Below are 25080 nucleotides of genomic sequence, written 5' to 3'. Positions count from 1 at the left end.
TGGGCTTTGACCGATTTGTTCGGTCGGTCGGGAGTGCCCAGTCCGGCCGGTCCAGTCACCCGGCATGGGACGTCTCGGTGATGTGTTTCGGGTCGCATGGTAGGTTTCGTGCGCGGCGATGTGGAAATTCCGCGAATGGAATTTTCATTGGTACGCCCATGACGGTCGCGCCGAGCGTGGTACAGTCCATCCCGCCGTGTCAGACTGTCTGCCATGAACCGAACGCCCGTTGCCCTGAAGCGTCGCATCGCCTCGGAGTTGCGCGCGCTCCGTGAGCGCAAAGGGCTCACTCTGGAGGCGGCCGCCCAGCGGGCTGAGGTGACCAAGTCTTCGCTCTCCCGATTCGAGAATGGCCACTCGGCTCCGAAGATCCATACCCTGCGGGCGTTGATGGCGGTCTACGGCGCGTCCGCCTCGTTGCGCGCCGAGCTGGAGGACCTGACCAGGGACGCGGGGCGACGGGGCTGGCGGGCTTCCCTGTTCGGCGAAGGCGTCGAGGTGCCGGATTGGCTCCGGTCCTATGTCGGTCTTGAGGCGACTGCGAGGTCGCTGTCCATTTACAGTCTTTTCGTCCCACCGCTCTTTCAGACTCCCGAGTACGCCCGGGCGACACTGGTTGCCGAGGGGCATGATCCAGAAACGGTCGCGGCGCGGCTGCGGTTGACGACCGCCCGGCAGCAGTTGTTGACCGGCGGTGCCGCGACAACGGAGATTTCCGCTGTCGTCGACGAGTCTGCGGTGCACCGCCACGTCGGGGACCGTTCGGTGTTGCATGATCAGATTCTCGCCCTGGCGGCGGCCAACGACCTGCCTACTGTGACGGTTCGGATTCTGCCGTTCTCGGCGGTGCCCGTTCTGCCGTCGGGTGGTGGTTTCGTGCTGCTCGATCTGGATCCGGATCCGCCGCTGGCTTTCCTTGAGGCGTACGAGATCGCCCAGTTCGTCGAGGGCGAAGCGTACCTGGAGCGATTTCGCCGGCATTTCGATCTCTTCTCGGCCGCCGCATTAGGGCCCGAGGAGACGAATGACTTTCTCGTCCGTACCGCGAAGTCACTGTGATCACCGGCTGAGGTCGTTGCCGGTGTCGATCTGCGGCCCTCGGCCCGTGGCTCGACCGCCCGGTTGAGCGCGCCTGATCGAACTCTCCAGTTCATTTGTGATTCAAGTCACACGCGCCCGGCTGGTGCCGTTCGTGACACTGGGAGTTCCTCTTTGTATGTTCCATTATGGGATTTGGGTGCAGGTGGGATAGCCGGCCGCCGCGGTGGATGTGATCAATCTTCACTTCGTGGCCGCCGCGTGAAGGCTCCCGCCTGCTGGCGGCTGTGCGTCGACTGGCGGTTTCAATGACGGCAGCGGTGGCGAGAGCCATTGCGGATGTGAGGCGTTGGGGGCCGACGGTGGCATTTAGATCGACAAACGGCAATGAGATGGGCGGCGGCAATGGCGAAGGGACGGCAGGGTCGGGTGGCGGAGCCGGGCCGGCCGACCTGCCGGACGCGGAGACCGCGGTGTGGGCGCGAAGCCTGCGGACCGGATTGATGACCGCCGACGACCGCGCCGGTGGTCGGGACCGTTTCCTGTACGCCGAGTTCGGCGGCTGGGACCGGCTCGGCCGACGGGTGCCCGGTACCACGCTGCTGTTCACCCGGCAGGCGCTGGTCTCGACGATCATGAGCATGATGCGCGGCGGTGTCGACGTTTTCGGGGTGAGCTGGGCCCACCTGTTGTCCGAGGCGTTCGCCGAGGCGATGACCGAGGACCGGGACAATCTCCGACGATGACCGACGGTGGTAGTCACACCGACGAACGGTGACCGCCAGTGGTGGCCAATTCTGCGTGGTGTTGACGATGGACCCGGCAGGGCAGCCGGCGGTGCGTGTCGCGGTGCGGGCGTTGGTCGATCAGCTCACCGCCGGGTGTCGGCCGCCGTTCGGCGAGCAGGCGCAGACCCCGATCCAGGAACTGGCGCAGACCCTGATCCAGGAACTGGCGCAGACCCTGATCCAGGAACTTGTCACGGCCGGCCACTGGACACCGGTCGAACGTGCCCGGATCGACGGGCTACGCGCCGACGCCACGCTGGCCGAGCTGATCGGTCAGATGTTGGACGGCGACGGGCCGGTGGACCCGGGCCACCGGCTGGTGCGCTACGTCGCCTCGGCGGTCCAGCCGACCGTGCCCGGAAAGCTACCGGGAACGGATCGAGGCGGGGCTGCGGCTGCTGGCCGGGCCCATCGTGGATCCGGACGCCGACCAGCGGTCGTGACCCGACCAGGTCCGGCAGTCGGTCCTCCAGTCGAACGGCTCGAGGACCGACCCGTGCGTCAATCTTCCCGTCGATGCCGGGCGACGCCGGCCGGCTGCCTTCCGTGCGCAATGGCGCCACCGTGCTGGCCGGCCGACTGCTGTCGGGCGAGACCGCGCTGCCGTTGCGGGAAACATCTTCCAGCATCCGTACAGCGGTGCCGAACTGTCGATGGGCGCCGTCCGCATGGCCCTGTCGGTATCCGACCCGATATGCGAACCGTAGGTGCAGGCGACCGATCGCGTACGCGCTGGAGGCGACCAGCGCCAGGAGGAAGCCCAGGGCGAACCAGGACAACTCTGTTACCTCCCTGCCGACGTCAATGACCTGTCTTCCCGAGTGAGTACCCGGTGTTCCTGAGTGGGCACCCGGCGATCCTAATTCGGGAATCCCATTATGGGAAGGATCGTCGTCGACCGGATCGGTCGAGCCGGCGACATCGACCGACGCCAGCGCCTCGGGTGGCGGAAAACGGGTGCCGTCAGGCGTCGCGCAGCAGCGCCGCCGCCTGTTCCGGCCGGACGTCGTTGATGAACACGCCCATCGCCGATTCCGAACCGGCCAGGTACTTCAGCTTGTCCGCCGCCCGCCGGATGGTGAACACCTGCAGATGCAGGTAGCCCAGCTCCCGTTCGTGACGCACCGGGGCCTGATGCCACGCGGCGATGTACGGCGTACCCTGCCGGCTGTCGAAGAGTCGGTCGAAGCGGCGCAGCACGTCGAGGTAGAGCGGCCCGAAGGCGTCCCGTTCGGCGTCGTCCAACCTGGCGATGTCCGGCACCCGGCGGTGCGGTGCCAGGTGCACCTCGAACGGCCAGCGCGCCGCGGCCGGCACGTACGCCGTCCACTGGTCGTTGGCCGCCACTACCCGCACCCCGGCCGCCCGCTCGGCGGCCAGCACGTCCGCGTACAGGTTTCGCCCGCCGGTCGCCTCGGCGTGCCGTCGGGCGGCGGCCAGCATCGACCGGGTACGCGGCGGCACGAACGGGTACGCGTAGATCTGCCCGTGCGGGTGGTGCAGGGTGACCCCGATCTCCACGCCCCGGTTCTCGAAGCAGAACACCTGCTCCACCGCGTCCAGCGCGGACAACTCGGCGGTCCGGTCGGCCAGCGCGTCGACGACGGTGCGGACCCGGGCCGGGGCCAGCGCGGCGAACGAGGTGCCGTGCTCGGCGGTGAAGCAGACCACCTCACAGCGCCCGAGACCCGGCCGGGTCGGGGTGAACGGCGTACCACCGGGGTAGCCGGCCGTCCCGTCACCCACCCGGTCGCTCAGCGACGGGAACCGGTTCTCGAAGACCACCACGTCGTAGTCGTACGCCGGAATCTCGCTGGACCGGCCGGGCCGCGACGGGCAGAGCGGGCACTGATCGGTCGGCGGCAGGAAGGTCCGGGTCTGCCGGTGCGCGGCGATCGCCACCCACTCGTCGGTCAACGGATCGTAGCGAAGCTCCGAGGCCGGCGGCGGGGGCGGCAGCTCCCGCCGGTCCGGTCCTTCCCGGACGGCGTCGTCCCGCTCGTCGAAGTAGATGAGTTCCCGCCCGTCGGCGAGCCGTACCGCACTGCGTTTCACGCGTTGAGTTCCTATCGGTGTGGGTCGGCGATCGACAGCTCGACGCCGTGTCCGGCCAGCACGTCGCGGGCCGGCGCGGGTAGTCCGGGGTCGCTGACCACCACCTGGGCCGCGGCCAACTCCGCCATCGAGGAGATCCCCACGACGTCCCACTTGGTGTGGTCGGCCAGCACCACCAGGCGGGCCGCCGCCGTGATCAATGCCCGGTTGGTGTCGGACTCCATCAGGTTCGGGGTGGTGTAGCCGGCCCGTTCGCTCATCCCGTGCACGCCGAGGAAGAGCAGGTCCACGTGCAGGCCGCGGAGAGCGGTCACGGCCACCGGCCCGACCAGCGCGTCCGACGGGGTACGCACCCCACCGGTGAGGATCACCGTCCGGTCGCCCCGACCGTCCCGGTAGAACACGTCGGCCACCGGGATCGAGTTGGTCACCACCGTCAGCCCGGGGACGTCGACCAGCCGGCGGGCGAGCTCCACCGTGGTGGTGCCGGCCGACAACGCCACCGCCCCGCCGGCGACGACCAGCTCGGCGGCGTGCGCGGCGATCGCCGCCTTCTCGGCCTGCTGCCGGGCGGACTTCGCCACGAACCCCGGCTCGTCGGTGGCCCCGGGATCGACCAGGGTGGCCCCGCCGTGCACCTTGGCCAGCAGCCCTCGGTCGGCTAGGACGTCCAGGTCCCGGCGGATCGTCATGTCCGAGACGCCGAACTCGACGGCCAGATCGGTGACCCGTACTCCGCCGGCGGCCCGGACCCGGTCCAGGATCGCCGCCTGGCGCTGCGGCGCGAGCATCAGCACCACGTCCGGCTCCCACCTGCTCGCACTCAATCCAACAGATGCGAACACTATCGCGCAGGTGTGGCCGAATGGAAGTACGCCCCGGCCAGGTAGCCGCCTGCGTAGGGTCGGGTCAGCGGAACGCTTTCGCCACTGCGCTGCGCCAGACCGGCGGCCGGCCGAGCCAGCCGGCGAGCCGCGCGTCGTGCGGGGCGAAATGGTCGGCCAGCTCCCGACGGGTACGGGCACCGGGCGGCTCGACCGGCAGGCCGTCGGTCGGCGCGTCCGGCGCTGCCTCGACCAGGGCCGGCGGGGCCATCGGCGGCGGCAACGGTGGCACCTCGTCCAGCCTCGGCAGGCCGAGGAAGTCCAGCACCTCGCCGTACACCCTGGTCGGCGTGGTCCACAACCGTTCGGCCTCCACCAGACAGATCCGCTCCCGGCCAACCTGAACGGCCAGCCGGTCCAGGTAGGTGGCGTACTCGCCGCGCTGCCGGTACGCGTGGTGCTGGTGGGCGAAGCTGCGGTACCCGGCCTCCACCCCGAGGCGTTCCTCCTGCCCGCGTAGCCGTGCCGACTCCAGCGCCAGCGCCCGGGCGAACGACGGCTCCGGCTCGTGCCCGGCCAGCCGCTCCACCCGGAAGTGCGACCAGGCCCGGTCCACCGGGTCGCGGACCAGCACCAGTAGCCGCACGTCCGGCAGGTCCCGGGCGATCCGCAGCGCCGCGTACGGGTGGTAGAGGTAGTAGGTGCTGGTCTCGAAGGCGCTGGCGGTGCCGCCGTGGCGTCGTTGCAGCCGGCGGGCGGTGCGCTGGCGGGGGAAGTGCCCCCGGTACCAGTCGATGCCGCGCTCGTACGAGGTGTCGAAGAAGCTCACCCCGTCGCGCCGGGCCGCCCGCAGCACCAGCGGATGAGCGGCCAGCATCCGGTGCAGTCCGGCCGTCCCGCACCGGTGCCCGCCGCAGATCAGGAACGACGGCAGCACCCGACTCGGGGCCGTCCACCGCCCGTACGACCAGGACCGGGTGGGCACGATCCGGCGTAGCGGCTCCGGGATCCGACTGCGTAGCGGCATGTCGCCTCTCCTGTCCTGCCTGGGCGGCTGTCCTGCCTGCCTGGGCGGCGCGAAACGCTCTTCATCGGATAACGCCACCGCTACCCGGACAAGAGCGGCTTCTCGCCCGACTTGCCGTCATCTGCAGAAAAGGCGACAAAGGAGGATGTGGTGGTCAGGCCGGCTTCAGCCGCGGTTCCACCCAACCCGTTTCGGTGAGGTGTTGCAGCACCGTCTGCACGCCCTGTTCGATGCTCATCTCACTGGTGTTCAGCACCAGGTCGGCATCGGTCGGCTCCTCGTACGGATCGTCGATCCCGGTCATCCCGGTCAGCTGGCCGGCCCGCGCCTTGGCATACAACCCCTTGCGGTCGCGGGCCTCGCAGACCTCCAACGGGGTCGCCACCCAGACCAGCAGGAAACCGGCGCCGGCGTCGTTCGCCATCTGCCGGGCCGCCGCCCGGGGCTGAGCGTACGGCGCGATCGGGCAGCAGATCGCCACCCCGTGGTGCCGACCGACCTCGGACGCGACCCAGCCGATCCGGCGGACGTTACGGTCCCGGTCCGTCTTGGAGAACGTCAACCCGGCGGAGAGCTCACGGCGGACCACGTCCCCGTCGAGCAGCGTGACGGTCCGGTCGCCGCTCTCCCGCAGCGCGTCCGCCACCCCCCGGGCGATGGTCGACTTGCCGGAACCGGACAGCCCGGTGAAGAACACCACCAGGCCACGGTGCCGGCGCGGCGGCCGGGCCCGGGCCAGCTCCCGGGCCACTGCCGGCGGGGTGTGCCACTCCGGTAACGGAAAACCCCGGTCCAGCAGGTCGTCGATCTCCTCCTGGTCGAGCGCCAGCCGCCGGTTGCGCGGCGGAATGTCGTCGCGCCAGCGCCACTGGCCGTCCCGGTTGTCGTAGGCAAGCTCCCGGGGCACCAGCACCCGTGGACCGCCGCCGGAGAGCATCTCGCCGGTGGACAGCAGGTGGGTGACGCCGTACGCGGCCGCCACCCGGGCCCGCAGCAGCGCGTCCCGGATCTCGTCACCACGCCGGGTCAACGGCACCGCGACCAGCGTCGCCGGCGGCATCCGGTCCCGGGCCGCGAAGACGCTGCGGACCAGCACCTCCGGCGGCAGCCCGCTGACCCCGCCGTCCGCGACCGGGATCAGAATCAGCAGATGCGCGGCGAGGGTACGAGCGGCGTGCGCGATCTGGGCCAGCTGCGGGCGGTGCAACGGGCGGTCGGCGATCACCCCGAGCACCCGGCCCGGGGGCAGCAGCGCGCGTACCTCCGCCGGGCTGCGACGCAGCCGCTGGAACGGCCCGCCGGTGCCGTCGCCGAGCCGGCGCACCCGGCCGCCGACCGCCGAGAAGCCGTCCCGGCTCGGCCAGGCGTCGACGACGTCCAGCGCGGCCACCGGAGCACCCTCCGGGTCGGTGAGCACCAACACCCGCAGCAGCGGATTCGTCAGGTCGAGCCCGGCGACCAGGCCGGCCGGCACCTCCAGGGTGACCGGCACCGGCCAGGCGGTGCCGTCGGCCAGCCGGCCGCGACTACGCAACGAGGCAAGATCGGCGCGGGTGTGGAAGCCGGTCAGCGGGGCGTACGCCTCGGACAGGATCAGCTCAAGGTCGGCCAACTCGAACGGCCGCGGCGTGTACGCCGGCGCGTCCCGTAGCACGTCGTCAGGCAGCACCCAGCCGTCGGTCATCACACCCCCAATGGATCGAACTCACAGTTTCGCAGCCGTCCGGCCGTCGGTCGAGACTGGCACGGCGAGTTCTGTCACCATCGCAGGATGTCGACCATCATCGCGGGATGTCGACGTCTCGTCCGGGCCGAACCAGAGCAACGCTTGGTTTCCGGTGCGGCGGTGTCCCCCTAATGGCCGGGCGTGGGGTGCTCCTCAGGGAACCTCCAGGGGGAAACCCCATCCCGGGACGTGCCAGCAGTCCATACGCTGGCCGGGTGACTCTCATCGCGACCGATGCGCTGACCAAGACGTATGGCGGGCGGGTGACGGCCCTGGCCGACCTGACCGTCGAGGTCCAGCCCGGCATCGTCGGCCTCGTCGGGGCCAATGGCGCCGGCAAGTCGACCCTGATCAAGATCCTGCTCGGCCTGCTCGCGCCGACCAGCGGACAGGCCCGGGTGCTCGGACTGAACCCCACCACCGACGCCGACGCGGTCCGCGCCCGGGTCGGCTACATGCCGGAGAACGACTGCCTGCCGCCGGACCTCAGCGCCGCCGAGTTCGTCACCCACCTGGGGCGGATCAGCGGCCTGCCGCGTGCGGCGGCCCGGGAACGGGCCTCCGAGGCGCTGCGCCACGTCGGGCTCTACGAGGAGCGGTACCGGCAGATCGGCGGCTACTCCACCGGCATGAAGCAGCGGGTCAAACTGGCCCAGGCGCTGGTGCACGACCCGGACCTGCTGCTGCTGGACGAGCCGACCAACGGCCTGGACCCGGCCGGCCGGGACGCCATGCTGGCCCTGGTGCACCGGATCGGTGCCGAGTTCGGCATCTCGGTGCTGGTCTGTTCGCACCTGCTCGGCGAGGTGGAGCGGATCTGCGACTCGCTGATCGCCATCGACGGCGGCCGGCTGCTGCGTTCCGCCCAGCTCTCCGACATGACCACCGCCAGTGACGTGCTGGCGATCGAGGTCAGCGAGGGCACCGAGGCGCTGGCCGCCCGGCTGGCCGCAGCCGACCTGCCGGTCAGCCGGGAAGGCCAGCTGCTGCTGGTGCCCGCCGAGACCGGCTCCGACGTGTACGACCGGATCCTCGCCGCGGTCGTCGAACTCGACCTGCCGCTGCACCGGCTCGACCAGCGCCGGCACCGGGTCGCCGAACTCTTCGCCACCACGGAGGACTCCCGTGTCAACGTCTGACCAGCTCACCGCCGCCCGCGGCGCCGGGCCGTCGCCGGCCGGCCCGGCCGGCCCGGGCACCACCTCGAACAGCGCACCGGGCGGCGTCATCCACGACATCGGCTACCAGCGCTACACCGGGGTCCGGCTCGGCCGCCGGCACGTCGTCGGCGCGCTCTACGCGCACAGCCTGCGGACCGCGTTCGGGCTCGGCCGCAGCGCCAAGGCCAAGATCTTCCCCTGGTTCATTGTCGGGGTGGTGGTCGTCGCCGCCGCCGGCCTGGTCGCCGTCCGCGCCCAGATCGGCCAGGTGCTGCTCACCTACGCACAGTTCGCCGACACGATGAGCTGGCTGGTGATCTTCTTCGTCGCGGTGGTCGCCCCAGAACTGGTCTCCCGCGACCTGGGCAGTGGTGTGCTGCCGCTGTACTTCTCCCGGCCGCTGCGGCTCGTCGACTACCCGCTGGCCAAGTTCGCCGCTCTCGCCACCGCCGTGTTCATGCTGCTCGGCGCACCACAGCTGGTGATGTTCCTCGGCGGCGCGTTCACCACCGACGCCGGCTGGTCCGGGGTGTGGGACGAGGTCACCGACCTCGCGCCAGGCCTGGCGTACGCCGTGCTGTGGGCCGGCGTGTTCAGCGCCATCGGCCTGGTCGTCGCCTCGGTGACCGGCAAACGGGCGTTCGCCGCCGGCGGTGTGGTCGCCGTCTTCCTGATGACCGCCCCGATCGTCGGAGTGCTGTCGGTGCTGCCGTCGGTCACCGCCAACCAGCTCGCCGGCCTGGCCGCCCCGTCCAGCCTGGTCCAGGGCACCGGGATCTGGCTGTTCCGCGACGCGCTGCTGACCGAGGCCGGCACCGGTCCGGACCTCGGCGGCTTCGGCCCGCTGTACGGGCTGGTCACCGTCGTCCTGATCGCCGGCTGCTTCGCCGCCCTGATCGCCCGCTACCGGAAGGCGGCCCGCCGATGACCACCTCCACCTCGACCCCGAGCTCCACCCCGGCCGCCGCGGCCCCGGCCGGGACCGCCGCCGCCGGGACCGCCGGTTCTGCCGGCCGTCCCGCCGCGATCGAGCTCGCCGGGGTGTCCCGCTGGTACGGCAACGTCGTCGCGGTCAACGACGTCAGCATGGCGCTCGGCGCCGGGGTAACCGGCCTGCTCGGCCCGAACGGTGCCGGCAAGACCACGCTGCTGCACATGATGGCCGGCTTCCTGCCGCCGTCGCGGGGGGCCGTCACCGTCGACGGCGAACCCACCTGGCGCAACCCGGGCGTCTACCGCAAACTCGGGCTGGTCAGCGAGCGGGAGGCGGTGCACGGCTTCCTCACCGCGTACGAGTTCGTGCTGGCCAGCGCCCGACTGCACGGGCTGGCCGACCCGGCGGCCGCCGCCCGGCGGGCGATCGAGCTGGTCGAGATGACCCCGGCGCAGGACCGGCGGATCGGCACCTACTCCAAGGGGATGCGCCAGCGCACCCGGGTCGCGGCCGCGCTGGTGCACGACCCGACGGTGCTGCTGCTCGACGAGCCGTTCAACGGCATGGACCCGCGTCAGCGGATGCACATGATGACGCTGCTGCACTCGCTCGGCGACGCCGGCCGGACCATCCTGTTCAGCTCGCACATCCTGGAGGAGGTCGAGCAGGTCTCCGGCACCGTCCAGGTGATGGTCGCCGGCCGGCTCGCCGCCTCCGGTGACTTCCGCAGCATCCGGCGGCTGATGACCAACCGGCCGCACGTGTTCGCCGTACAGTCCAGCGACGACCGCGCCCTGGCGGTGGCGCTGCTGCGCCACGACTCGGTCACCGGCGTCGACCTGACCAAGGGCGGTGGGATCACCGTACGGGCCGGTGACTACGGCAGCTTCACCCGCGCCCTGCCCCGGATCGCGCTCACCGAAGGGATCCGGGTGCACCGCCTGCTGCCGTCGGACGAATCCCTGGAGAGCGTCTTCTCCTACCTCGTGGAGGCCTGAGAGCCGTGAACTCGACCGTCATGTGGATCACCGCGCGCGGGCTGTTCGGCCGCCGCCGGTTCCTGCTCCTGCTGCCGCTGCCGGTGCTGGTGATCGCCCTCGCCGTACTGTGCCGGTGGCTCGGCGTCGCGCCGGGCAACTGGGCCCAGCCGGTCCTGATCGCGCTCGGCCTGGCCGTGGTGCTGCCGGTGGTGGCGCTGATCGTCGGCACCGGGGTGCTCGGCTCGGAAATCGACGACGGCACCATCGTGCACGTACTCAGCAAGCCGCTGCCGCGCTGGCAGATCGTGCTGCCGAAGCTCGTCGTCGCGTTCGGCGTCACCACGCTGACCGTCGCGGTGCCGCTGTACGTCGCCGGGGTGCTCGCCGAATCGGTACGCCTCGGCCTGGCCCTGGCCGCCGCGAGTGCCGCCGGAGCGCTGGCCTACTCGGCGCTGTTCGTGGCGCTGAGCCTGGTCACCCGCCGTCCGGTGCTGCTCGGCCTGGTCTACGTCCTGATCTGGGAAGGGCTGCTGGGCAACATCGTCTCCGGCACCCAGGTGCTCTCCGTCCAGCAGTACGTGGTCACCTTCGCCGACCGGATGGCCGCCACGACACTGTTCGACGGCCAGGTGTCGGTCACCGTATCGGTGATCATGACCGCGGTGATCGCGGTGCTGTTCACCCTGCTCGCTATCGACCGGCTTCGTTCATTCAGCGTGGCTGGCGAAACCAGCTGAATCCGACCGTACCGAGCGGCCCGCATCGGGGGGTGCCCGCGCCGGCCGACCAGTCTCCCCGCTGGTCGGCCGGCCCGGCTGCGTCCGCGGTGAGCCGGGCCAGCCGTTCGCGTCCGCGGTGGGCTGGGGTCAGCCCGTGTTGCGCATGCCGGCGGCGATGCCGTTGACCGTGGTCAGCAGGGCCCGCTCCAGCGCGGTGTTGTCGCTCGGCGCCCGCCGGGCACCCGGCGCGGTCGCCACCGTCCGGGTCGCCGCCCCCGAGTCGCGGTACTGCCGCAGCAACGCCACCTGCAGGTGGTGCAGCGGCTCCAGGTAGGTGTCCCGGACCGCCAGGGTGCGCTGCAGCACGTTGTTGTTCTGCAGCAGACTCGACGAGCCGGTGATCGCCAGCACCTCGCGTACCGTCCGCTCGTACTCGTCGGAGATCTTGTCGAAGATCGGCTGCAGCGGACCCGGCACCAGCGTCTCCACGTAGCGCCGCGCGATGCCCAGGTCGGTCTTGGTCAGCATCATCTCGACGTTCGACAGGAAGGTGCGGAAGAAGTGCCACTGCTCGAACATCTGGCCGAGCACGTCGGACAGGCCGGCCTCACGGGCGGCGGCCAGCCCGGAGCCGACCCCGAACCAGCCGGGTACGATCTGCCGCGACTGGGTCCAGCCGAACACCCACGGGATCGCCCGTAGCCCACCAAGCCCGGCGCCGGTGTTCGGCCGCTTCGCCGGCCGGGAGCCGATGTTGAGCGCGCCCAGCAGCTCGGTCGGGGTCGCCGCCCAGAAGTACGCCGGCAGGTCCGGGTCCTCGACCAGCGAGCGATAGCAGCGGAACGCCGAGTCGGAGACCACGTCCATCGCCGCGTCCCAGTTCTCCAGCAGCTCCAGCGGCTGGCGCGGCTCGGTGTGCAGCAGCGTCGCCTGCAGCACCGCCGCGACCGTCAACTCAAGATTTTCCCGGGCCAGGGCGGGGATCGTGTACTTGTCGGAGATCACCTCGCCCTGCTCGGTCACCTTGATCGAGCCGTCCAGGGTGCCGTACGGCTGGGCCAGGATCGCCTCGTGCGTCGGCCCGCCGCCCCGGCCGACGGTGCCGCCCCGACCGTGGAACAACCGTAGCCGTACGCCGTGCCGGGCCGCCACGTCCCGCAGCGCCCGCTGCGCCCGGTGGATCTTCCACTGGCTGGTGGTGATCCCGGCCTCCTTGTTGGAGTCGGAGTAGCCCAGCATCACCTCCTGCACCTCGCCACGCGCGGCCACGATCGCCCGGTACGCCGGCAGCGACAGCAACTCGTCGAGCAGATCGCCACCGGCGTCCAGCTCGGCCGGGGTCTCCAGCAGCGGCACGAAACCGACCCGGGCCAGCCCGTTGTGCACGTCGACCAGGCCGGCCTCGCGGGCCAGCACCGCGGCGGCCAGCACGTCGTCGCTGCCCAACGTCATCGAGATGATGTACGACTCGACGACCTCCGGGCCGAACCGCTGCTGCGCCTCGCGGATCGTGCCGAACACGTTGAACGTCTTGCGCGCCGACTCGGTCAACGGGGCGTCCATGCTGGACAGCGGCCGGCGGCCGGTCAGCTCGTCGGCCAGCAGCTTCGTCCGTTCGGCCCGCGACAACGAGTTGTAGTCGGTCACCTCGCCGACCCGGGCGTACATCTGGGCCAGTACCGCGTGGTGCGCCTCGGCGTGCTCGCGTACGTCCAGCGTCGCCAGGTGCAGACCGAACGCCGACACCGTACGGATCGCCGACGCCAACTTGCCGACCGCGGTCAGCTGACCCGAGTTGCGGGCCAGCGACGCCCGCATCAGCTCCAGATCGGACAGCAGCTCGTCGGAGCCTCGGTAGTCGCGGCCCGGCACGTGTGCGGTGCCCCGGTTGAGCCGCAGCCTCGTGTTCGCCAGCTTCGCCTTCACGCACCGGGCCTTCAGCCGGTACGGCTCCTCCGCGTTGGTACGTCGGAACCGGGCCGCCACCTCCGGCAACGCGTCCAGGTCCTTGGCCAGGCTGGCCGACAGGTCCAGCGAGACGCCGCGCAGCCGCCGGGACACCGACACCTCGTTGATCAGCGCGTCCATCGCCTCGTCGGTGGCCTGGATGCCGTGCTCGTGCTGGATCATCAGCACGTCGCGGGTCACCGCCGGGGTGACGTACGGGTTACCGTCCCGGTCGCCGCCGATCCAACTACCGAAGGTCAACGGCCTCGACGTCGGTGATGTCTCCACCCCCAACTTGCGCAGCGTGTCGGCGAGGTCGTCGAGCACCTGAGGGGCGGCGTCGGCGTACAGGTCGCGCAGGTAGTAGACGGCGTTGCGGGCCTCGTCGGTCGGGTCCGGGCGGTCCAGCCGCAACTCGTCGGTCTGCCAGAGCAGGTCCAGCAGCTCCGCCAGGCGCCGGCTGCTCGCCGAGGCGTGCTCGCTGGCCCCGTACAGCACCGCCTCGGACATCTCCACGTCGAGTTCGTCGGCGACCGCCCGCAGCTTCGACAGGATCGACCGGCGGGCCGCCTCGGTCGGGTGCGCGGTGAACACCGGACGCACCGCGAGTCGGCGGGCGGCGGCGGCGATCTCGTCGGCCGACACCCCGCGAGCGGAGATCAACGTCGCGGCCTTGTCCAGCCAGCCACCCTCGGTGGCCCGGCGGCGGCGCAGGTCCCGGGCCCGGTGTACCTGTTCGGTGATGTTCGCCAGGTGGAAGTAGGTGGAGAAGGCCCGGGCCAGCTTCGTACCCGTGGTGACGTCCATCGCGGCGAGCCGGGCCGCGGCGGCCTCGGCGTCACTGCGCACCTGGGTACGGATCTCCTCGACCAGGTCGAGCAGCGGCTGACCCTCCTGCCGGGCCAGCGTCTGGCCGAGCAGGGTGCCGAGCCGGCGGATGTCGGACCGCAGCGCCGCGTCCGGCCCGTCCTGATCCTGACCGCTGCCAGCAGCGTCAGTCTGCGCGTTGCCTGCCTGCGCGCTGCTGGCCTGCGCGGCGGCGGGTTGCTGGGTGGCGGCGAGTTGCTGGGCGTCGGGCATCGGGTTTGCGGACAGCTCAGTCACTAGGCGCTCCTCACGCGAGTACGAAGGACGGCGCTGTCCGACAACTTGGATGTTATCGGCGATCCCCCCGGCCACGGGGAAACTGGTGAGTCTTGTCTCAACGTTCGGCGTACCGTCCCGAAATGTTCCTTTTGGTCCGACCTGCCGACCCGGCGATGCCCCCTTCTGGGGCGGCGCCCACGCAGCGAGGGAAGCCGGTCACCCCCACCTGCTCAGCGAGGGAACCTGTATTGTCGTCAAACCCGCCGGATGACAACAATGTAGGTTCCCTCGATCCGATCACCGGCGTTGTTCGGCGATGGCCTGCCGGACCATCCGGGTGAGTTGTCCGCTTTGTCGGAGGACGTCGTCCGCCGTGAAGCGCAGAACGAGCCAGCCGGCGGCCCGTAGCGCGTTGTAACGGCCCACGTCGCGGCGGAACGTCGTGCGCTCCCGATGGTGGTCACCCTCGTACTCGATGGCGATCCGCCACTGCGGGTAGGCAAGATCGACCCGAGCAATGAAGCGACCCTGGCCGGCACCATCCGCTGCCTGTGCCTGTCGTCGCGACATCGCCTGCTGCGACATCGCCTGCTGCGCCGGCCGGCGTACTTCGTACTGCACTGTCGGGCGAGGCAGGCCCGCGTCGTGCAGCAAGAGCCGGAGCCGCGACTCCATCGGCGACTCGGCCAACGGTTCGACGAGCGTGACGAGCTCACGCAGTTGGGCGATGCCACGTCCGCCAGCGTTGGTGTCGAGATAGCCGGTGAGGGCTTCAGCGGACAGCAGCCGGCGGTGCAACATCGCGTCGAGTGCGGCGAGCGCGTCGGCCCGGGGCAGCAGACGGCCCAGGTCGAACGCGGTGCATACCTCGGTGGTCAACGCGATACCGCCGAACGAAACGGTGATGTCGGTCGGGTCGAGCGAGCGACGGGAGACGGCCAGCCGGGGGTGTGCGCCGAATCTGGCCGAGCGAGGCAGGGTGACGTGCACCGGGCTCCTGCGGGGGAGCAGGTCGACACCCCACAGGTACGCGGCGCTCAGTCCGCTGATCGCCCCGCCGACGGGCAGCTTCACCGCTACCGCCTCGCACCACATCCGGTGGTCGTCGGGGTCGAACGCCGCCGCCTCCACGTAGACGTCGGGAAGCAGCCGTTGCCAGGCGGGGCCACGGAGCATCTGCCAGGTGGCCAGGCCGGCGGCCACCGCGCGGCTACCGGAGAACGGGGCGAGCCTCAACTCGCGAGGGACTCTGGCGGCGACAGGCATCGGCAGAGCCTGCCCGACAGGCTTCACTGACCGCTGTCCCGGTGGCCGGTTGCGTCACCGATCCGACTGCTCCTTTACGAAGACGCCTTCGTACCACGAGTGACCGGGCTACGTTGACCGCGATGGCAGGGGGCACCTCGCCCCAGCTGGACGCACCGTGGACGGGGGTACGGTGATGCGCGGCTGGCTCGGAAGATCCTGGCTCCTGTCCCCCCGCGTCTGGTGGGCCCAACTGGTCCGCCAGACCGAGATGGAGGTGGAGTACCAGTCGCGGCCAATCCTGCGGCGCACCATCGAGCCGCGGCAGTCGGACGCCAGCCCGTGGCGCCGGACGGGGTGGTACACCCTGTTCAAGTGGGTGCTGCCTACGGCCGCCGTAGCTGTCATCGTGTTTCAGCTGGTGGTTCCCCTTGTCAACCTTCTTTGGCATTGGCGGCACTGGGACTGGCTGATCCCGTCGTGGTGGTTTCCGTGGTTGCGATGGAGTCCGGCCGCCGCGTGGGGTGAGATAAAGACCGTTGTCGGTCCGATCGTCGGTATCGCGCTCGCCTTTGTTGCTTATTACCTGGTCGCGCATTGGAGGGTTGTTCGTTTCTATCTAAGTAAGGCGTGTGATTCGCCGACTGAGCTGGTGGCGACTGCAACCAAAATTATCGATGAAGTGGCTGGTCGCCGCGAGTTGTGTGAGGTGCTGATCGACAGGATTCGGGATCCGGCTACTCGATCTCCGATTGTGCTTATCGGGGGAGTTGGCGCAGGTAAAACCGCGACTTTGGTCGAGTTGACTCGCAGGTTGGCCGCGCGTGGAATTGTGCCTATTCCGATCCGACTGCGAGACACGGTCGGTCACCCGAAATTGAACTTCAAGGATCTGGCCAGGGACAAGTTTCTGGAGACGGTTGATTCGAAAATTTTTAGTGACGGCCATAAGGAACGGCTCTGGCGGGAGCTCTTTCTCTCCAATGAGGTGGCTGTCCTCGCTGACGGATTGGATGAGGCGATTCAGGGAGCGCCGGCTCGGGACAGTGCCATTCGAGAAGCTATTCGGCGGGCTTTCGAGGATGGCCTACCTATGGTGATAGTATCTCGACCCTACGATCCGCTGCGTGCCATGAAGGCTGCCGTCATCGCGCTGGAGCCGCTCGGCGAAGGCCCTGCCATTGACTATGCAAAAGGTTCTGGGTCGCTGGCGGATCAGTCGATCGCCGACATCGCGATCATCGCCGACATCGCGATCCTCGTGCAGGCGGCCGACGTCGCGGAGTCGCCGATGTTCCTACGTATCATCCGGGACTTGCAACGGATAGACCGGCTACCCCGTGAGTTGTGCACTGAAGTCGGGCCTGACGCCAAACACTCTCTGAGGGCACGGGACCGTGTCCAAGTGCGGCTCGCGCTCCTGCAGAGATGGTGTGAGGCATTGCTTGACGGGCATCTCCAGGTGGATTACGCCCATACTCGAAATGAGCGCAAGCTCACCGGGAGAGTCCTCGAAGCATTCGCCTGCCTGGGTCTCGGTCAAGAATCGCCGCAGCGCGTTGATTTCAAAGAGTTCCACTGTCCGCGGGAAAGCAACATCAAAATTAGCAGCGTATTCGTTGGTCAGGTGAGAAATTTACTCCGCGATCAGTTGGAAAAAGAAGGTCTTGAGAAGATCAACATCAATAATAAAGATGATATTGTTATAGCTACTCAGCGTGGCGATGAGTTGGGTCTGGTGGATGAGGAAGCCGATGGTGTGCGGTTCCAGTACGGCGATCTGAAAGCCTATCTGCAAGCCTATCTGGCTGCCAAGTTCCTGTTCGATTCGAGGAGTCCGGGACTGCTTCAAGAATTATTTGGCTTTGGCTTCGGCTACGGGAAGGGGGCGGAGTCCTGTCTTGGTGGCCATCAGCCGAGCCGGGAGCTGTTGAGTGCGCTGGTTTTGATGTCTCGAATGTGGGGGCAAGGGCGGCGGTCGGGTGAAGAGAAGCCGGTGGCACGAAGGTTGGATGAGTATTCGCCGAATCAACTGGTGGGTCTTCTCCTTGATCGGGCAAAATTTCAGGATAGCGGCGGAATCAATCCTTGTTGGCGACTGGAGATGTACGCCGCTGCGCTGGAGGTCGATGCCGTCTGTGACCGCTCGCAGCAAGAAAGGATCGTCGATGAATTGTGTCGGCGATGGAAGCAAGAATTTTTGGAGGACCCGACCGCGCCTGACCGGCCGTTGGACGAGGCCAAGCTTCACGTCGTCCGGCGGGCTGGTGATGCCGCGCGGCTCCTCAGCGCTCGGACCACTGCTGGCGGCCACTCCGACGCGACACCGCAGTACGAGAAGCTGTTCAAGATTGCGATCCAAGAGCATTCGTACCGTGTTCGGCTGGCAGCGGCCCGCGAAGTCGGTCTCGGTGGTCTAGATGCGACGAGGCAGTTGTGCCGGGAGCCTGAAGTTCTGGCGCCGCCGCCCCTGGCGGATGTCACCCGGAGGGCTGATGGCTCTCGACGGCTTGATGTCACCCGGCGTTCGGAGGTCGTCCAACGGTCCGCTGTCGTCCAGCAGCCCGATCCGGCGCGCCCGCCGGCCGCAGGCCATGGCTCGCTGCTGCGCTGGTTGCCGTGGCGGCCGGGCCGGTGGACCGTCAAGGGGCGTGAGCCCGTCGTCGCCGAAGAGCGTGTGTCTGTCCGCACCGAAGAGACGCGGACTGGGTCCTGGACGGCCAGCCGACCGACTCAGCCTGCTGAGGGTCAGCAGGGTCGTGACGAGGACCGCTGTCAGATCATCGGCTGGATGCTACCGCTGCTCTACCTCTCCGCGTCCCTCGAAAGCCAGGACAAACAGGATGAATCGGAACCCGACCATCAGTCCCGTAGAGCTGGTGCGATCGCTCCTGGCCGAGACAGGACGCCTGGAGAGCTTGCGCGGCAGGTGACCGAGCAACTCGGCTGGTGGCTACATGCGTTGTCGCAACGGGACTCCAATCGTCCCAACGTGCGCTTCCCGATCCGGGCTGAGCTGGCGCTGGCCCAGGGCTTCCGGCTCGCCGCGAACCTTCGCCGCCTGCCCCGGGGCACCCGGGTCCAGGACCGTAGCTTCATGGTCGAGCGAGCCGAGTTGGCGCTGCGCAACTCGGGTTATTGGTACAGCCAGATCGCCCTGATCCAGGCGCTCACCCTGCTGTCGCTTCCCGACGACCCGGATGCGGCTGTCCCGCCGGGCGGGAGGGTGGTCAATCCCTGGGCACAGGTCCGGTACTGGCTCCGCCTGGCCGGCAGCGCCGTGCCGGGAGGCGAGCGTCGCATGGTCCATCCGTTTGTCGTCGAGGTCGGTCGATTCTGCGTATCCGCGCTGCTGACCCTGCGCCCCGAACGCTATATCTGGATCGACGAGAGTGAGACGGCAAGCCGGGTCGGTGCGTGCAGCCCGTCGGAGGAGGTCAGGTGGCACCAGACCTCCTGGATTCCGGATTCGATGGGCTGGAGTCTGCTGGTGCCTCGAGCACAGCGTCTGCTGGCGGACGTCATGCTGCTCTACAACCTCGCCAACCGGGGTGACGACTCGGACCGACGCGAGGAACGGCTGACCCGGTCTGACCGATCAGACCTGCCGCCCTGTATCACCGACGACCGCCGGGCACTGCGGGTCAAACGCAATTTGACGACAAAGGAGCGTGGCGAGCCGGGTATGACCTGCCTGGACGGCTGTCCGTTCCGGCTCTGTCCGCTACCGGCACAAGGCGAACGACTGACCTACCAAATGGACCAGAGCTTCTGCGCCCGCCAGGGGGATCTTGTCGGCGCGATCCAGAGCGATTTCTCGAGCCCCGAGTTCTGGAAGCGCGGCTACTGGCAGGACGTTCCGCGCTGGCTGGACATCTGGTGGGCACGGTTCGTCAACCGGGCACCGTGGCAGGCTGTCCCCCGACGAGAGCTGAGCCGGTTTTGGCGGCAGATGTCCGAGCGTGACCTGCCCGACGACCGTTGGTAACTGTCGCGCCTGAATGTCGGTTGCGTCACCGATCCGACTGCTCCCGCACGAAGACGCCAGCGCCGGGTGCGCCATCGACGAGCCCACGCGCCTTGAGCCAGTCGATCGCGGCGCGGACCACTTGACGGGAGACGTCGAACTCAGCGCACAGTTCGGTGCCGGACGGCAGCTTCGCGCCGGGCGGGTACTCGCCTGACTCGATTCGCGAGGTCAGCGTGTCGATCAGGCGTTGCTTCTTCGTGTAGGCAGGCATGGGCATGACTTCCGTGGCAGGTATGCCCATGTGATCACGGATCTCGTCCGAGCGTCAATGTCAAGAACCGACAGGGCTTGACCTGACATGACAAGTAATCCTAGATTGACTTAGTCGACCGTGGCAGGTCGAAGCGATGAGATCTGTAGGCGGCCCGGGTGGAGTTGGCGCTCCATGATCCCGGGCCTTGACCGGGAGAGGACCCCGGCCCATGAGCAATCTACCGAAGCGTGCCCATCCGCCGTGGTGTCTGCGCGGCGCCGACTGCGCCACCGCGCCCGACAGCGCCGCCTGGCACTCCTCTCGCCTGCTGCGAGTTGCCGCGACCGACGTGCACCCCTACGTGGACGTCGCCGTCGGCCGCTGGCAACTCGATCCGGCCGAACCAGCGCAGGCGGCCCGAATGCAGCCGACCGGCATGACCGGTACGGCGGCGGTGCTGGCTGGCGGCGTACTGCTGGAATTTCGACTCGGTGACGACGTCGACCAGTGGCCGGTCGCCGGCGCGCAGGCGCTCGCCCTGACCTGGCTCATCCCGCGACTGCTGCGCGACGACGTCGCGCCCCGACGCCGCCGCGCAGCCTGACGGGTGCCGGCTGACGGGGCGGCCGGTGACGGTCAGGGCCGGTAGCCCGGTCGGCGACAGTACGGGTCAGTCGACGATGGCGTACGCGCGGACCGGCGCGGTGTCCAGCCCGGCGAACATCGGCGGTACGGCGCTGAACCGGAACCCGTACACCGGTAGCTCGCCGAGCCCACGCAGGTGCTCGACGATCGGGATCCCGGCGGCCAGCAGGACGCTGTGCGCCGGCCGGGCACCGTTGGCCGCGGGCGCGGTGTCGTCGATGTTGATCGAGTCGATGCCGACCAGGGCGACCCCTGCCGAGACCAGCAGTTCCGCACCGTCTTTCGTCAGGTACGGGTGGTCCGGGGCGGCGTACCGCTCGGTGCCGAAATGCGCCGACCAGCCGGTGTCCAGCAACACCGCCCGCCCCGCCACCGCCCCGCCGGCGGCCGTGCCGCCGCCGGTAGCTGCGTCGCCGGCGGCCGTGCCGTCGACGACGGCAGCCCCGGCCAGGTGCGGGCGCAGCAGCGCGGCGTCCACCGCCCGCGTCGAGGGCGGTACCCGGACCACCACGCCCGGCAGATCAGCCAACTTCTCCAGCGGCAGCCCGGCCAGGTCCGCCCCGTCGGACCAGCGGTGCGACGGGGCGTCCAGGTAGGTGCCGGTGTTGCCGATCATCGTGATCTGGTTGATCCGGAACGTGGTGCCGGCCGCGTACCGCTCGGCCGATGCCTCCCGGCTGAGCCACTCGGTGATCGCCGGGGCAGGCAGTCCTGGATAGGTGACCATGCCGTCCCGGATGACGTGGCTGAGTTCGACGAACCGTTTCTCGGTCGGTGTGCCCATGTCCGGCGAGGTTAGTGGGTGAGTGCGGATCTGCGGGCGGATAGGCTGGTAGGCCTGACCCCCGCCCGGACCGGGCGTGGGGGTTGTCGTCGCGTGTGCGCCCCAAGCGCGCACCGCCGCACAGCAAGGCGTATCCCACCGCGAAGGTTGTGACCATGACCGCGCTCGCCGGCCTGCTCAGCGCCGCTCTCGCCGATCCCGCCCTGACCCGGGTACGGGACCTGGCCAAGGTTGCCACGCCAGAAAAAGACGGGCTGGACGTCACCGCACCGCCGGCACTGCGCCCGTTCACGGTCGCTGCGGTGGCCGCCGAGACGCAGGTCGGCGGGGCGGGGCGACCGGTGCTGGCGGTCACCGCGACCAGCCGGGAGGCCGACGACCTGGCCGCCGCCCTCGGTGAGCTGTTGCCGGCCGGCCAGGTCGCGGTCTTCCCGAGCTGGGAGACGCTGCCGCACGAGCGGCTGTCGCCGCGTTCGGACACCGTCGGGCGGCGGCTCGCCGTGCTGCGCCGGCTGGCGCACCCCGACGCGGACACCGCACCGACGGTCAGCGGTGACGCGACACGGCAAGGGCCGTTGCGGGTGGTCGTGGCGCCGGTCCGCTCCGTGCTGCAGCCGCAGCTCAAAGGGCTCGGTGACCTGGAGCCGGTCCAGCTGACCGCCGGAGGCAACTCCGGTGGTGGCCTGGAGGAGGTCGTCGACCGGCTGGTCGCGATGGCGTACGCGCGGGTCGACCTGGTCACCAAGCGCGGCGAGTTCGCGGTCCGCGGCGGCATCCTGGACGTGTTCCCGCCGACCGACGAGCACCCGTCCCGGGTCGAGTTCTGGGGCGACGACGTGGAGGAGATCCGTACCTTCGCCGTCGCCGACCAGCGCACCATCGAAGCCGTCGACCGGCTGTGGGCACCGCCGTGCCGGGAACTGCTGCTCACCGATCCGGTGCGCCAGCGGGCCGCCGAGCTGGCGCAGCAGCACCCCGAGCTCGGCGAGATCCTGGACAAGCTGGCCGAGGGCATCCCGGTCGAAGGCATGGAGTCGCTCGCCCCGGCCCTGCTGGACGGCACCGGCAGCATGGAGCTGCTGCTGCACTGCATGCCGGCCGGCACCCACGTACTGCTCTGCGACCCGGAGCGGATTCGCACCCGGGCGCACGATCTGGTCCGTACCTCGGTGGAGTTTCTCGAAGCCAGCTGGGCCGCGGCCGCCGTCGGCGGCCAGGCCCCGATCGACCTGGGCGCAGCCGCCTTCCGCACGTTGGCCGAGGTACGCGCGGTGGCCGCCACGCTCGACCAGCCGTGGTGGACGCTGTCGCCGTTCGGGCTGGCCGAGGCGGAGACCGACGCAACCTCTGACGTCACGCCCTGGGCGGACGCGCCGGCGCCGGTGAGCGTCAGCCCGGACGTCGGGGACGCGGTGGTGCTGACCGCCAGCCCCGCACCGCTCTACCACGGGGAGACCGCCCGGGTCGTCGACGACCTGAAACGCTGGACCGGCGACGGCTGGTCGGTGGTGCTGGTCTTCGAGGGGCACGGGCCGGCCCAGCGGTCGGTCGCCGTGCTGCGCGACGCCGGCATCGGCGCAACGCTCGTCGAGACCCTGCCGACCGCCCCGACCCCCGGCGAGCTGGTGGTCACCTGTGGCAGCCTCGGCAACGGCTTCGTCGCCGACCGGGCCCGGCTGGCGATCGTCACCGGTGCCGACATCAGCGGCGGCCGGGGCGCGTCCACCAAGGACATGCGGAAGATGCCGAGCCGGCGGCGCAACACCATCGACCCGTTGGAGCTGCGCGCCGGCGACCACGTGGTGCACGAGCAGCACGGCATCGGCCGCTACGTCGAACTGGTGCAGCGCAAGGTCAACGGCGCCGACCGGGAGTACCTGGTCATCGAGTACGCACCGGCCAAGCGCGGCCAGCCCGGCGACCGGCTGTTCGTGCCGACCGACCAGCTGGACCAGCTGTCCCGCTACGTCGGCGGGGAGCAGCCGACGCTGCACAAGATGGGCGGCTCGGACTGGCAGAAGGCCAAGACCCGGGCCCGCAAGGCGGTCCGGGAGATCGCCGCCCAGCTGATCCAGCTGTACGCGGCCCGCAAGGCCGCCAAGGGGCACGCGTTCGGCCCGGACACCCCGTGGCAGCGGGAGCTGGAGGACGCCTTCCCGTACACCGAGACCCCGGACCAGCTGGCGGCGATCGACGAGGTCAAGGGCGACATGCAGCAGTCGACGCCGATGGACCGGCTGATCTGCGGCGACGTCGGCTACGGCAAGACCGAGATCGCGGTACGGGCGGCGTTCAAGGCTGTGCAGGACGGCAAGCAGGTGGCGGTGCTGGTGCCGACGACCCTGCTCGCCCAGCAGCACTTCAACACGTTCGCCGAGCGGATGGCCCAGTTCCCGGTCGAGATCCGGCAGCTGTCCCGGTTCGCCACCCCGAAGGAGACCGAGCAGACGCTGACCATGGCCGCCGAGGGCACCGTCGACATCGTCATCGGCACCCACCGGCTGCTGCAGTCGGCCACCCGCTTCAAGGCCCTCGGGTTGATCATCGTCGACGAGGAGCAGCGGTTCGGGGTGGAGCACAAGGAGCATCTGAAGTCGCTGCGTACCTCGGTCGACGTGCTGACCATGTCGGCGACGCCGATCCCGCGCACCCTGGAGATGGCGATCACCGGCATCCGGGAGATGTCGACCATCGCCACCCCGCCGGAGGAGCGCCATCCGGTGCTGACCGCCGTCGGTGCGTACGACGACAAGCAGGTCGCCGCCGCGATCCACCGCGAGCTGCTCCGCGACGGCCAGGTCTTCTACCTGCACAACCGGGTCGAGTCGATCGACAAGGCGGCGCGGCGGCTGCGCGAGCTGGTGCCGGAGGCGCGGGTCGCCGTGGCGCACGGCCAGATGGGTGAGGACGCCCTGGAGAAGGTGATGGTCGGCTTCTGGGAGAAGGAGTTCGACGTCCTGGTCTGCACCACGATCGTCGAGTCGGGCATCGACATTCCGAACGCGAACACGCTGATCGTGGAGCGGGCCGACCTGCTCGGCCTGGCCCAGCTGCATCAGATCCGCGGCCGGGTCGGCCGGGGCCGGGAGCGGGCGTACGCCTACTTCCTCTACCCGCGCGAGAAGCCGCTGACCGAGCACGCCCACGAGCGGCTGTCCACCATCGCCCAGCACACCGAGCTGGGGGCCGGCATGTACGTGGCGATGAAGGACCTGGAGATCCGGGGTGCCGGCAACCTGCTCGGCGGCGAACAGTCCGGCCACATCGAGGGCGTCGGGTTCGACCTGTACGTGCGGATGGTCGGCGAGGCGGTGCAGAACTTCAAGGGCGAGACACCCGACGACGCCGAAGCCGCCGAGGTGAAGGTCGACCTGCCGGTCGACGCGCACCTGCCGCACGACTACATCGGCGTGGAGCGGCTGCGCCTGGAGATGTACCGCAAGCTCGCCGGGGCCCGCGACGCCGCCGCGCTGCAGGAGATCGTCGTCGAGATGACCGACCGGTACGGCGAACCACCGGCGCAGGTCGGCAACCTGGTGGCGGTGGCGCGGTTCCGGCTGCTGGCCAAGGCGTACGGGCTGACCGACGTGTCGATGCAGGGCAAACATGTCCGGTTCGCCCCGCTGGTGCTGCCCGACTCGAAGCAGCTGCGGCTCAAGCGTTACCACCCGGACTCGGTCTACAAGTCGGCCGCCGACCAGGTCAGCGTGCCCCGGCCGACGACCCGGCGGATCGGCGGCGAGCCGCTGCGCGACCAGACGCTGCTGGACTGGTGCGCCCAGCTGCTGCGTGACGTGCTCGGTGACCCGCCGGCCCAGGCGGCTTCCGGTGCCGCACCGTCGACGGACAGTGCCCGGGTCGGTGCACCGGCCGGTAGGGGTGCGTGAGAGAGTGTCGTC

General features: G+C 69.7%; 18 protein-coding genes. 9 read left to right on the top strand and 9 right to left on the bottom strand.

Going from position 1 to position 25080, the window contains the following annotated elements; genetic code table 11:
• Positions 1–213 precede the first annotated feature (213 nt).
• Positions 214–1059 (top strand): helix-turn-helix transcriptional regulator, encoded by an 846-nt coding sequence (locus EDC02_RS32470; protein ID WP_123606033.1) that lies wholly within the window; start codon positions 214–216, stop codon positions 1057–1059.
• Between the two features lie 482 nt (positions 1060–1541).
• Positions 1542–1784, top strand: a complete 243-nt coding sequence (locus EDC02_RS32465) for a hypothetical protein (protein ID WP_148083732.1) — start codon at positions 1542–1544, stop codon at positions 1782–1784.
• Positions 1785–1797: 13 nt separating this feature from the next.
• Here EDC02_RS32465 and EDC02_RS42025 read toward each other — a convergent pair whose 3' ends face one another.
• The 5 genes from EDC02_RS42025 to cysC all read right to left on the bottom strand — a co-directional run bounded on the left by EDC02_RS42025 (position 1798) and on the right by cysC (position 7416).
• A complete protein-coding gene (locus EDC02_RS42025) occupies positions 1798–2031 on the bottom strand; it encodes a hypothetical protein (protein WP_233606560.1) in 234 nt (77 codons plus the stop codon).
• Positions 2032–2789: 758 nt separating this feature from the next.
• Positions 2790–3881, bottom strand: a complete 1092-nt coding sequence (galT, locus tag EDC02_RS32455; RefSeq protein WP_123606030.1) for a galactose-1-phosphate uridylyltransferase — start codon at positions 3879–3881, stop codon at positions 2790–2792.
• A gap of 11 nt (positions 3882–3892) precedes the next feature.
• Positions 3893–4672: a DeoR/GlpR family DNA-binding transcription regulator gene (locus EDC02_RS32450; RefSeq protein ID WP_123607321.1), complete on the bottom strand. Its 780-nt coding sequence runs from the start codon at positions 4670–4672 to the stop codon at positions 3893–3895.
• 118 nt (positions 4673–4790) lie between these two features.
• Positions 4791–5732, bottom strand: a complete 942-nt coding sequence (locus EDC02_RS32445; protein ID WP_123606029.1) for a sulfotransferase domain-containing protein — start codon at positions 5730–5732, stop codon at positions 4791–4793.
• 154 nt (positions 5733–5886) lie between these two features.
• Positions 5887–7416: an adenylyl-sulfate kinase gene (cysC, locus tag EDC02_RS32440; RefSeq protein ID WP_123606028.1), complete on the bottom strand. Its 1530-nt coding sequence runs from the start codon at positions 7414–7416 to the stop codon at positions 5887–5889.
• 257 nt (positions 7417–7673) lie between these two features.
• On the opposite strand from cysC, the gene EDC02_RS32435 reads away from it, so the two are divergent.
• From EDC02_RS32435 to EDC02_RS32420, 4 genes are all read left to right on the top strand, one after another.
• Positions 7674–8597, top strand: a complete 924-nt coding sequence (locus EDC02_RS32435) for an ABC transporter ATP-binding protein (protein WP_123606027.1) — start codon at positions 7674–7676, stop codon at positions 8595–8597.
• 88 nt (positions 8598–8685) lie between these two features.
• Positions 8686–9546, top strand: coding sequence for an ABC transporter permease (locus EDC02_RS32430; RefSeq protein ID WP_123607320.1), 861 nt, complete (start codon positions 8686–8688; stop codon positions 9544–9546).
• Positions 9543–10550 (top strand): ABC transporter ATP-binding protein, encoded by a 1008-nt coding sequence (locus EDC02_RS32425; protein ID WP_123606026.1) that lies wholly within the window; start codon positions 9543–9545, stop codon positions 10548–10550. Before EDC02_RS32430 ends, EDC02_RS32425 begins: the two co-directional genes overlap by 4 nt.
• Before the next feature lie 20 nt (positions 10551–10570).
• A complete protein-coding gene (locus EDC02_RS32420; RefSeq protein WP_123606025.1) occupies positions 10571–11269 on the top strand; it encodes an ABC transporter permease subunit in 699 nt (232 codons plus the stop codon).
• A gap of 129 nt (positions 11270–11398) precedes the next feature.
• Here EDC02_RS32420 and ppc read toward each other — a convergent pair whose 3' ends face one another.
• Complete coding sequence (ppc, locus tag EDC02_RS32415; protein WP_233606559.1) at positions 11399–14302, bottom strand: phosphoenolpyruvate carboxylase; 2904 nt, start codon at positions 14300–14302, stop codon at positions 11399–11401.
• A 279-nt stretch (positions 14303–14581) separates the two neighbouring features.
• Positions 14582–15550 carry an endonuclease domain-containing protein gene (locus EDC02_RS32410; RefSeq protein WP_123607318.1) on the bottom strand — a complete coding sequence of 323 codons (969 nt, stop codon included), beginning with the start codon at positions 15548–15550 and terminating at the stop codon, positions 14582–14584.
• Positions 15551–15725: 175 nt separating this feature from the next.
• On the opposite strand from EDC02_RS32410, the gene EDC02_RS39880 reads away from it, so the two are divergent.
• The gene (locus EDC02_RS39880) at positions 15726–19517 is read left to right on the top strand and encodes a hypothetical protein (protein WP_148083730.1); all 3792 of its coding nucleotides are present in this window, start codon (positions 15726–15728) and stop codon (positions 19515–19517) included.
• A gap of 25 nt (positions 19518–19542) precedes the next feature.
• Here EDC02_RS39880 and EDC02_RS32395 read toward each other — a convergent pair whose 3' ends face one another.
• Positions 19543–19770 (bottom strand): winged helix-turn-helix domain-containing protein, encoded by a 228-nt coding sequence (locus tag EDC02_RS32395; RefSeq protein WP_233606558.1) that lies wholly within the window; start codon positions 19768–19770, stop codon positions 19543–19545.
• Between the two features lie 211 nt (positions 19771–19981).
• Between EDC02_RS32395 and EDC02_RS32390 the strand changes: the two genes are divergently transcribed.
• Positions 19982–20356 (top strand): hypothetical protein, encoded by a 375-nt coding sequence (locus EDC02_RS32390; RefSeq protein WP_123606022.1) that lies wholly within the window; start codon positions 19982–19984, stop codon positions 20354–20356.
• Between the two features lie 66 nt (positions 20357–20422).
• Here EDC02_RS32390 and EDC02_RS32385 read toward each other — a convergent pair whose 3' ends face one another.
• Positions 20423–21181 (bottom strand): cyclase family protein, encoded by a 759-nt coding sequence (locus EDC02_RS32385; protein ID WP_123606021.1) that lies wholly within the window; start codon positions 21179–21181, stop codon positions 20423–20425.
• A gap of 155 nt (positions 21182–21336) precedes the next feature.
• On the opposite strand from EDC02_RS32385, the gene mfd reads away from it, so the two are divergent.
• Entirely contained in the window at positions 21337–25068 is a 3732-nt protein-coding gene (gene mfd, locus EDC02_RS32380; RefSeq protein WP_123607316.1) for a transcription-repair coupling factor, read from the top strand.
• The last annotated feature ends 12 nt before the right edge of the window (positions 25069–25080 follow it).

Origin of the sequence: Micromonospora sp. Llam0, assembly GCF_003751085.1 — a bacterium.
Lineage (GTDB): Bacteria > Actinomycetota > Actinomycetes > Mycobacteriales > Micromonosporaceae > Micromonospora_E.
The sequence above is the reverse complement of the archived record's forward strand: the minus strand, read 5'-3'. Positions and strand labels throughout refer to the sequence as shown.

Excerpts from the sequence above, each read along its gene's own strand:
- EDC02_RS32390 (WP_123606022.1), top strand. The coding sequence starts at position 19,982 with ATGAGCAATCTACCGAAGCGTGCCCATCCGCCGTGGTGTCTGCGCGGC.
- EDC02_RS32420 (WP_123606025.1), top strand. The coding sequence starts at position 10,571 with ATGTGGATCACCGCGCGCGGGCTGTTCGGCCGCCGCCGGTTCCTGCTC.
- EDC02_RS39880 (WP_148083730.1), top strand. The coding sequence starts at position 15,726 with ATGCGCGGCTGGCTCGGAAGATCCTGGCTCCTGTCCCCCCGCGTCTGG.
- EDC02_RS32470 (WP_123606033.1), top strand. The coding sequence starts at position 214 with ATGAACCGAACGCCCGTTGCCCTGAAGCGTCGCATCGCCTCGGAGTTG.
- EDC02_RS32445 (WP_123606029.1), bottom strand. The coding sequence starts at position 5,732 with ATGCCGCTACGCAGTCGGATCCCGGAGCCGCTACGCCGGATCGTGCCC.
- EDC02_RS32465 (WP_148083732.1), top strand. The coding sequence starts at position 1,542 with ATGACCGCCGACGACCGCGCCGGTGGTCGGGACCGTTTCCTGTACGCC.
- cysC (WP_123606028.1), bottom strand. The coding sequence starts at position 7,416 with ATGACCGACGGCTGGGTGCTGCCTGACGACGTGCTACGGGACGCGCCG.
- EDC02_RS32425 (WP_123606026.1), top strand. The coding sequence starts at position 9,543 with ATGACCACCTCCACCTCGACCCCGAGCTCCACCCCGGCCGCCGCGGCC.
- EDC02_RS32385 (WP_123606021.1), bottom strand. The coding sequence starts at position 21,181 with ATGGGCACACCGACCGAGAAACGGTTCGTCGAACTCAGCCACGTCATC.
- EDC02_RS32450 (WP_123607321.1), bottom strand. The coding sequence starts at position 4,672 with ATGCTCGCGCCGCAGCGCCAGGCGGCGATCCTGGACCGGGTCCGGGCC.
- EDC02_RS32410 (WP_123607318.1), bottom strand. The coding sequence starts at position 15,550 with ATGCCTGTCGCCGCCAGAGTCCCTCGCGAGTTGAGGCTCGCCCCGTTC.
- mfd (WP_123607316.1), top strand. The coding sequence starts at position 21,337 with ATGACCGCGCTCGCCGGCCTGCTCAGCGCCGCTCTCGCCGATCCCGCC.
- EDC02_RS32395 (WP_233606558.1), bottom strand. The coding sequence starts at position 19,770 with ATGCCTGCCTACACGAAGAAGCAACGCCTGATCGACACGCTGACCTCG.